The following is an 8,122-nucleotide window of genomic DNA, read 5'->3' as shown; positions in this document are numbered from 1 at the left end:
TGCGGAAGACAAGCCCAGACGGTCACCGCCGTCCCGCCAGGGTGGCCAAAGTGTCAGTGGTAGCCGGCATGCTGATCCCATGACGGACAGACGAGAACCTCCCACCCCCGCGATCGTCTCCGACGGGCTCGTCAAGCGCTACGGCGAGACGACGGCGCTGGCGGGCGTCGACCTGACGGTGCCGGCCGGCACCGTCTTCGGTCTGCTGGGCCCGAACGGCGCGGGCAAGACCACGATCGTGCGGATCCTCGTGACCCTGGTGCGCCCGGATGCCGGCACCGCCCTCGTCGGCGGCTACGACGTGCTGCACGACAGTCACCGTGTGCGCCAGCTCATTGGGCTGACCGGCCAGTACGCCTCCGTCGACGAGATGCTCACCGGCACCGAGAACCTCGTGATGATCGGCCGGCTGCTCGGCCTGCCGCGGTCCGCAGCCAAGGCGCGGGCCCGGGAGCTGCTCGCTGGCTTCCGTCTGGACGACGCGGCGAACCGCTCTGCGAAGACCTACTCCGGTGGCATGCGCCGGCGACTCGACCTGGCCGCGAGCCTGGTGGGGCGCCCGCGCCTGCTGTTCCTCGACGAGCCGACGACCGGCTTGGATCCGCGCAGCCGCAACGAGATGTGGGACATCGTCCGCGACCTCGTGGGCGGCCAGGGCGTCACGGTGCTGCTCACCACCCAGTATCTGGGGGAGGCCGACCAGCTCGCGGACGAGATCGCGGTCGTCGACCACGGCCGGGTCATCGCGCAGGGCACGCCGGACCAGCTGAAGAACCGGGCGGGCGGCCAGGCCCTCGAGGTCCGCCCGCTCGACGCCGCAGACGTGGCGCTGGTGGCAACCACCGTCGCGGAGGTGGTCGGCGCGGCCCCGGCGGTGGCGGGCACACTCGTCAGTGTCCGAGTCACCGACCCCGCCGTGCTGCCCGCGGTCGTCCGTCGGCTCGACGACGCCGGGGTGAGGGTGGGCGAGCTGGCCATGCGCGGCTCCAGCCTCGACGAGGTCTTCCTGTCCCTGACCGGCCACCCGGCCACCGCCTCCGGCCAGGCCGCCACCACAACCGACACGGCCGCGAAGATCCCCGCGGCGACGAGGAGCTGAGCTGCCGTGACGACCCTGACCAGCCCGACCACGCCCACCCCCGACCAGCCACGCTTCTCGACGCACGGCACCGCCGAGCCGGTCGGCGCCGCGCGGGTCACCCCGCTCGACGCGCTTCGCCACACCGCGACCCTGGCCTGGCGCACGCTCGTCCAGGTCAAGCACAACCCGATGGAACTGCTCGACTTCAGCGTGCAGCCGCTGATGTTCTTCCTGCTGTTCACCTATGTGTTCGGCGGGGCGATCTCCGGCTCGACCTCCGACTATCTGACGTTCGCGCTGCCCGGCATCATCGTGCAGAACACCCTGTTCACGACCCTGAACACCGGCATGGGGCTCAACGCCGACCTCACCAAGGGCGTGTTCGACCGGTTGCGCTCCCTGCCGATCGCCCGGTCCGCGCCGTTGGCCGGGCGCATCGTCGCCGATCTCGTCAAGCAGATCTGGGCCATCGCCATGCTGCTCGGCCTCGGATACGTGCTGGGTTTCCGCATCGAGACCGGCCCGCTGCAGGCACTGGCCGCCTGCGGCCTCGTGGTCCTGTTCGCGCTGGCGATCTCATGGATCTCCGTGCTGGTCGGGATGCTCGTCTCGGAGCCGGAGAAGGTGATGGCCTTCGGGTTCACCCTCATCTTCCCGTTGACCTTCATCAGCAACGTGTTCGTCGAGACGTCGTCGATGCCGGGCTGGTTGCAGGCGTTCGTCAAGGTGAACCCGGTGACGGCCCTGGCCGACGCGACCCGAGGCCTGCTGGTCTCGGGCCCGATGGCCACGCCGACCTGGCACGCGCTGGTCTGGGCGGCGGGGCTGGCCGCGGTCTTCGCGCCGCTCGCCCTCACCGCGTTCAAACGCCGAGTCTGACCGGTGCCGGGGCGACGCCGCAGCATCCCCGGAGGCAGACAAGCCGTCTTCCGGGTCCTGAGACGATGCGCTATAGTCACCCGAGCCAGGCAACATAATGGGGGTTCAAATGAGTGTTATCGTCGCCATGACTCTGAAAGTCGATCCAGCGGCTCTTCAGCAGCTGTTCGCATCGAAGGCGGATATCTTCACATCCGTCGCCGAGCAGGCAAAAAAGGTGGGAGCCTTGCACCATCGTTTCCTTGCCGGCGACGGGCAGGTCATCATCCTCGATGAATGGGATTCCGCGGAGGCGTTCCAGGAGTTCTTCACCAATCAGCCCGAGATAGCCGCCCTCATGCGGGACGCCGGCGTCGAGGGACCCCCGGAGATTCAGGTCTGGCAGCCGATCGAAGGCGCGCCCGACACCTTCTGAGCGGACGCGCGGGACACGGGCGGGGGACGGCTACGGTTCCCCGTATCCGCGCCGCGGACCGGACCGGCGCCGCGGACAGGAATCGTCATTACCAGAGTTCATGATGAGATCTTTGAGAACACCCGAAGCGGTCAGGTGTTCCGGGTGTGCAGCAGCATGTGAAGCTCGTTGTCCCAGTCGATGCCGTTACTCTCCCGCCCCACTGGAACCTGCCCGTGGCAGTCGGCGAGAAAGGCGATGACCTTCGACTTCGCCAGCTCAAGATCGGCATGCCCCGACGGACTGGACAGGGACACCGTGATCACCGACCGCCCCTTGGACGCCGTCGGCCGGATGCGCACGTCGCCGGTCCCGGCGGGAACCTCGATCCCTTCGGCTAGCAGCGCGCGAGCGAAGATCCAGGTGATGGCCTCTTCACCGGGACGTAGGATCAACTCGACAGCGAAGGGATCAGCCGGGTCGTAACGGAGTGTGCCGGGAATCGCTTCTCGCTCCCCCTCCTCCATGACGTAGTCAACGGATAGATCGCGCGCCACGATATGCGCGGGCGTCGAGCTGTGACGGAGCATCGCTGCCTCCCAACAGGTCGGATTCGACACTGTTCAGCATCGCGCCCGGCGACGCCCGGTTTGGCCGCCCGACGGGCCTCTCTGGACGGGCGGATCAACCCGGCACGGCCGGGCCGGTCGGCATAGCCGGCGAGTGAACGCAACGTCACGATTCCATCGCTATTTTGTCACGGTTTCGGCATGGTTTCGGCGACCCCACGTCGAGAGATTCCGGCCGAGTCCGCCGACGGGTGCGGCGATGACCTCGTTACTGGCCCGACGGGTGCCGATGCTGGCCGTCGTACCGGTGGGAGGGAGCCGGCCCCGGCCGCCAGGACCATCCGCCCCCACCGGACGGCCCGGACAACCATCCGGGCCCTACGGCACGACGGTGACCGGCCAGCGACCGCCGCGGACCATCCGGCTCGCCAGGGAACCGACCAGGCGGTGCCCGGCGCTCTCGGACGCCCCGATGACAACCATGTCCGCCTGTTCCTCCGTCGCGCTCCGCTTGAGCGCCTCGAACGGATCGCCGGCCCGCACGACGAACCGGATGGAGACGCCCAGCTCCTCGGACCGCTCCAGGATCGCCTCGCGCACCTCACCGATGACCGAGTCAATCACTTGCTGCATCGCCTCCCCGGCCGGCGCCGGGGACATCGCCGCCCACACCGAGGGGGCCGCGACATAGACCACCACCAGTCGGGACGACTGGCGGCGGGCCAGCCCGGCCGCGTAGGCTGCCGCGCGCATCGACGTCCGCGACCCGTCGACCCCGGTCATGATCACCTGCGGGCCGTCCGTGCCCAACTCGAAGGGCCCCCGCTTCCAGGAGGGCCCGAAGTCCTCGACCGACAGCACCGCCCGGCCTTCTGCAGCATTCACACCAACCAGTCTTCCCCGTCGACCGGTGCGTCGGTGGGCGCGGGTCGACGTCCTCCTCCGGCGGATCTCAACCCGTGAGGACGTAACCCAGCACGCCCTCGACGGTGAAGCCCTCGCCTGCGGTCGAAAAGCCGGACGGTTCACCTGGCAGGCCGCTCCAGTGGACCTGACTAGCAATCCGGCGGCCGGCCCGTCGTCAACTCAACCGCAGGAAGCCCGGTAACTCATCTCCCTGAAGGCGGTGATCCGGTTCGCCGGATCGGCGCACGCGGTGTCCGCGAGCCGGCCGGGCTCGGCGTCCCACAGCCGCAATGTCCCGTCGTGACCAGCCGAGACGACGACGCCCGTGCCGGAGACGAAGGCGATCGCGCTGATCGGCTGGGTGTGCCCGTGCCACTGGGTCAGCAGGATCGGCCTGTCCAGACGGGAGATGTCGGTCAGCCGGACCGTCTCGTCATCACCGGCGGATGCGACGACGTCGGCACCCGTCTCGAAGGCCACGCTCTGGACCCCGCCCAAAGAGCCGGTGGCGACGCCACGGGCGGGATTATCCGGATACCGCACCTCCCACAGGCGCACCGTGGCGTCGACGCCGCCGGAGACCAGAACGCCTCCGTCGCCGGTGAAGACCACGGACCGCACCCCACGGCTGTGCCCGCGCAGGATTCCACCCGCGGTCGGCCGCGCCGCGTCCCGGATGTTCCACAGATGGACGGTGCCGTCGTCACCAGCGAACGCGAGCAGGGTGCCGTTCGACGCGAAGGCCACCGAGCGCGCTCCCCTGGTCTGACCGTCCGCCCGGACGCGCTGCTTCGGATGCGCCGGGTCCGTGACATCCCACAGCGCGACGATGCCGTCCGCACTGGCGGACCCGAGAGTGTTGCTGTCCGGGCTGAAGGCCACCGACTGCACCGCGCCGGTGTGGGCCTGGATGGTCGACCATCGGACCATCTGGTCGGGGGCGTGCAGGTTCCACAGCCGGATCGTGCCGTCGGAGTGGCCCGCGGCGAGCAGGCCACTGTCCCGGTTGAACGCCAGCGACTCGACCCAGCTGCGGCTCGACACCGAGACGGAGGTGCGCCGGACCAGCTCGGTCCGACCGACGACTTCCCATACCGTGACGGTTCCGTTGTCGCTCCCCGCCGCGGTCCAATGCCCGTCCGGGCTCACCGCGAGCGCCAGCAGGGCACCGGTCCCGACGGGGATGGTGGTCGGGGTGATCCCGGCACCGAACAGCACGATCATCGCGCTCCGGGTCCTGGCCGAGCGCGGCTCGGCGCGGTAGGCCGCGAGCGCGAGCCGACGGGCGAGTCCCGTGTTGCCATCCTGGAGGAGCAGCGCCCGCTCGGCGACCGCCTCGGGCACGCTCGTCTCGGTCCGCGAGGCCCCGCCCCTGGTGGACACGATGGCGACCGTCGTCACGAGCACGGTGACGGCAGCCACCAGGGCAACGATGATCAGCGGACGTCGGTTGCGGGCCCGGTGGCGCGGTGGACGAGGACCTCTGCGACGACGAGGACGACCGCTGAGACGAGGACGACCGGGACGCTCCTCGCCCGGTGTCCTGGCTGTGTTCGTCATCGGTCCAGACCGTCACCAGAGCATCGGCGAAGTCCCGGGACCGGGACGACGAGCCGGCGCCCGGCCGCCAGCGGGCATCCGGCCCGGACGGTGACGCCTCGCTCCCCGACGAGGACGACCCTAGCCCGGGAGAAGACGTCGGGCCCGGAACCGACGAGGGCTCCGGAACCGACGAGGGCTCCGGCGGAGACGGCGGGCCGGGAACCGACGATGCCACCGGCGGGAACGACACACCCGGAACCGACGACGGGCCCGGAACCGACGACGGGCCGGACCGGGATGATGCCCCGGGAATGCCCGGCCCCGGGAACGAGATCGGGTTCGCGGGCGGCGGGGGTCCGATCGGCTGATGGCCGGTGACGGGCGTGACCGGACCCGCGAGGTCGGCGTCGCTCGCCGGCGTCCCGGAGGCGCCGCCGAGAGGCGTGTTCAGCGGCCGGATCAGCGCGGTCACCTCGGACAGGGACAGCCCCTTGGCCACCATCGGGGCTTCGGCACGTAGGTCCAGAAGACGCGCGTAGAGCTTCTCGGCGGTGGGTCGCTCCGCCGCTGCCTTGCGCATCGCATCGGAGACCAGGGGCCGCAGGCTGTCCTCGAAGCCGTCAAGCATCGGAGGATCGTTGACCGTCCGGTACAGCACGCTGGGAGCAGGGCCGTTACCGAACGGGTAACGACCGGTCCCGGCGAAGATAAGGATACCGCCCCAGGCGAACACGTCCGCCGCCGAGGTGACCTGCTCGCCTAAGGCCTGTTCCGGCGCCATGAACGCCGGCGTCCCGAGCTGGCGATCCCCGCTGAGTACCGTCGCGGAGTCCAGGGCGCGCGCGATACCGAAATCGATCACCTTCGGTCCGAGCCGGGACAGCAGGATGTTGGACGGCTTCAGATCCCGGTGCACGAGTCCGGCCTGGTGGATCGCCATCAGCGCGGTGGTCATGCTCACCGCCAGCTGATGAAGCTCCGCCGGGGTTAACGGGCCGCGCGTGCCGACCGCCTCGGACAGCGTCGGCCCGTCGACGTACTCGGTCACCAGATAAGGCGGATCGGCGGTGATGTCGACGTCGAGGACCGCCGCCGTGCAGAAACGAGCGACCCGCCGGGCGTTGTCGGCCTCCTGCTTGAGCCGGCTGCGGAACTCGGCCAACCGGGCGAGATCCGCCCGGATCAGTTTGACCGCGACCAGACCACCGGCGGTGTTCTCCCCCAGGTAGACGGTCCCCATCCCACCCGCGCCGAGACGCCGCACCAGCCGATAGGGACCGACCTCGGTCGGTTCGGAGGCAGCATGATCCGCGGGTCGGTCCGCGGGTCCACTCCGGCCGGGTGGGTGGGACATTAGATGATCACTCCCGCCCGAGGTTGTCGAGGATCCCGAGGTTCTCAAGGGTGTCGGTCAGCAGTCCACCCGCACCGGTAACACCCGGCAACACCCGGTAATGTCTGGCGGCGCATGACACCTAACGGCGCTGCGACCTGGCGCGCCGACGTCCACGGGCCGCTATCTGGTAGTGCACGGCCAGGAACGACAGCGCCAAGAAGAGCGGAAGCAGCACCGATGGAGGCGAAGCGCTGGTGTCCGCGGAGACCAGCACCATGTCTATACCGGCGGTGAGGTTAGCTCCGCAGGCGGCGGTGACCGGACGGTAACCCGGCTGGAAGCTGGCGAACTGGACCACGGTCTCGAACGTGCCGTCCTGGTCGGCAACGGTCCGTCCGACCAGCTCGCCGCCCGCGGTGAGCATGGCCTGCGACCCGGGTCTGCAGCCGGCACCCCGGGCGAACAGCGTATCTCCAGCCGTCACGGCGCTCCGGTCGAACAACAGCTCACCGGGACGTGCCTCGCGTGCCACCGGCTCCCCCACATCCGGCTCTGACACGCCGGGCTCGGACCCGCCGGGCTCGGACACGGGTGTGCACACGCCCAGCACGCGCACCGTCCCCTTCGGGCAGCGAGACGGGGTGGGTGCCGCGCACTGCTCGTCGAGCGGAACCGCGAGGCCGCCGGGGCAGAGCCGGCGCCCGGCGGGGCAGTCGAGCGTCGCCGCGCGCACGGAACCGTCCCAGCAGACGACCGGGACCGGCGGGGATGGCCGCGGCGGCGGGCAGGCTTCGCCCACGGCGACGCCGACCACCGAACCGGGGCAGGCCTTCTGCGGCAAGGGGCACTGGTCGGCCGATCGGCGCACGGACCCGTCCGGACAGGTAACCGAGGTCTCCTTCTCCCCATTGGAGCCCGGCTTGGTGGAGTCGGTGACCGGGGACGAGGTGATGGGAGGTGACGTGGTCTCCGTGTCCTCCGTGGGAGTGGGGCAGGGCGTCGCGTCGACCAGGCCGAGCGGCAACGCGGGGGCGGGCGTCGTGCATTGCTGGGGACCGCCGCCATCACATTCTGTACCTGTATCTGTACCTGGCATTGATGTCGACACCGACGCCGGCCCGGAGGCGCACCGGGGTTGTGGGCAGGCACCGTTCGGCGGTGATGACGCCGCCGCGTCAGCCGATCGAGGCGTGCTCGGTGGGCAGGCCGGACCGTGCTGGTCGCAGGGGCCGCCCGCATTGCCCGTGGCCGCGGCCGGGCAGGCCGGCGAACTGGGCGTGCAGCGCCCACCAGCGTCCGTCGTCGTCCCCGACGGGCAGATCGTCGTACTCGGATCGGAGTAGGGAGACGGGGTACCGCTGGGGGTCTCCGGGTTCGGTACCGGGTTCGGCACCGGCTTCGGCATGGGCGGTGGG

Annotated in this window: 9 protein-coding genes and 1 pseudogene; 4 read left to right on the top strand and 6 right to left on the bottom strand. The window is 70.2% G+C overall.

Annotation, left to right across the window (positions count from 1 at the left end; genetic code table 11):
• The first annotated feature begins 79 nt into the window (after positions 1-79).
• The 3 genes from AC08OJ_RS16630 to AC08OJ_RS16620 all read left to right on the top strand — a co-directional run bounded on the left by AC08OJ_RS16630 (position 80) and on the right by AC08OJ_RS16620 (position 2,375).
• Entirely contained in the window at positions 80-1,099 is a 1,020-nt protein-coding gene (locus AC08OJ_RS16630) for an ATP-binding cassette domain-containing protein (protein ID WP_476596210.1), read from the top strand.
• A gap of 6 nt (positions 1,100-1,105) precedes the next feature.
• On the top strand, positions 1,106-1,960 hold the full coding sequence (locus tag AC08OJ_RS16625) for an ABC transporter permease (protein ID WP_476596209.1): 855 nt from the start codon (positions 1,106-1,108) through the stop codon (positions 1,958-1,960).
• Positions 1,961-2,069: 109 nt separating this feature from the next.
• Positions 2,070-2,375, top strand: a complete 306-nt coding sequence (locus AC08OJ_RS16620; RefSeq protein ID WP_462185878.1) for a hypothetical protein — start codon at positions 2,070-2,072, stop codon at positions 2,373-2,375.
• A 131-nt stretch (positions 2,376-2,506) separates the two neighbouring features.
• Here the strand turns inward: AC08OJ_RS16620 and AC08OJ_RS16615 are convergent, their stop codons facing one another.
• The 3 genes from AC08OJ_RS16615 to AC08OJ_RS16605 form a co-directional block, all read right to left on the bottom strand.
• Positions 2,507-2,944 carry an SsgA family sporulation/cell division regulator gene (locus AC08OJ_RS16615; RefSeq protein WP_476594023.1) on the bottom strand — a complete coding sequence of 146 codons (438 nt, stop codon included), beginning with the start codon at positions 2,942-2,944 and terminating at the stop codon, positions 2,507-2,509.
• A 357-nt stretch (positions 2,945-3,301) separates the two neighbouring features.
• Positions 3,302-3,808, bottom strand: a complete 507-nt coding sequence (locus AC08OJ_RS16610) for a universal stress protein (RefSeq protein WP_476596208.1) — start codon at positions 3,806-3,808, stop codon at positions 3,302-3,304.
• Between the two features lie 201 nt (positions 3,809-4,009).
• Positions 4,010-5,251, bottom strand: a complete 1,242-nt coding sequence (locus AC08OJ_RS16605; protein ID WP_476596207.1) for a WD40 repeat domain-containing protein — start codon at positions 5,249-5,251, stop codon at positions 4,010-4,012.
• Between the two features lie 116 nt (positions 5,252-5,367).
• Between AC08OJ_RS16605 and AC08OJ_RS16600 the strand changes: the two genes are divergently transcribed.
• Positions 5,368-5,739 (top strand): hypothetical protein, encoded by a 372-nt coding sequence (locus AC08OJ_RS16600; RefSeq protein ID WP_476596206.1) that lies wholly within the window; start codon positions 5,368-5,370, stop codon positions 5,737-5,739.
• Between the two features lie 218 nt (positions 5,740-5,957).
• Here the strand turns inward: AC08OJ_RS16600 and AC08OJ_RS16595 are convergent.
• The 3 genes and pseudogenes from AC08OJ_RS16595 to AC08OJ_RS16585 form a co-directional block, all read right to left on the bottom strand.
• Positions 5,958-6,611 (bottom strand): annotated as a pseudogene (locus tag AC08OJ_RS16595) (serine/threonine-protein kinase); the annotation flags it as partial.
• A gap of 235 nt (positions 6,612-6,846) precedes the next feature.
• Positions 6,847-7,731 (bottom strand): hypothetical protein, encoded by an 885-nt coding sequence (locus AC08OJ_RS16590; protein WP_476596205.1) that lies wholly within the window; start codon positions 7,729-7,731, stop codon positions 6,847-6,849.
• A 151-nt stretch (positions 7,732-7,882) separates the two neighbouring features.
• Positions 7,883-8,122: hypothetical protein (locus AC08OJ_RS16585; RefSeq protein WP_476596204.1), on the bottom strand; the 240-nt coding region annotated here is incomplete at its 5' end.

The organism is Frankia sp. CgKIO3, assembly GCF_977946435.1.
The sequence above is the reverse complement of the archived record's forward strand: the minus strand, read 5'-3'. Positions and strand labels throughout refer to the sequence as shown.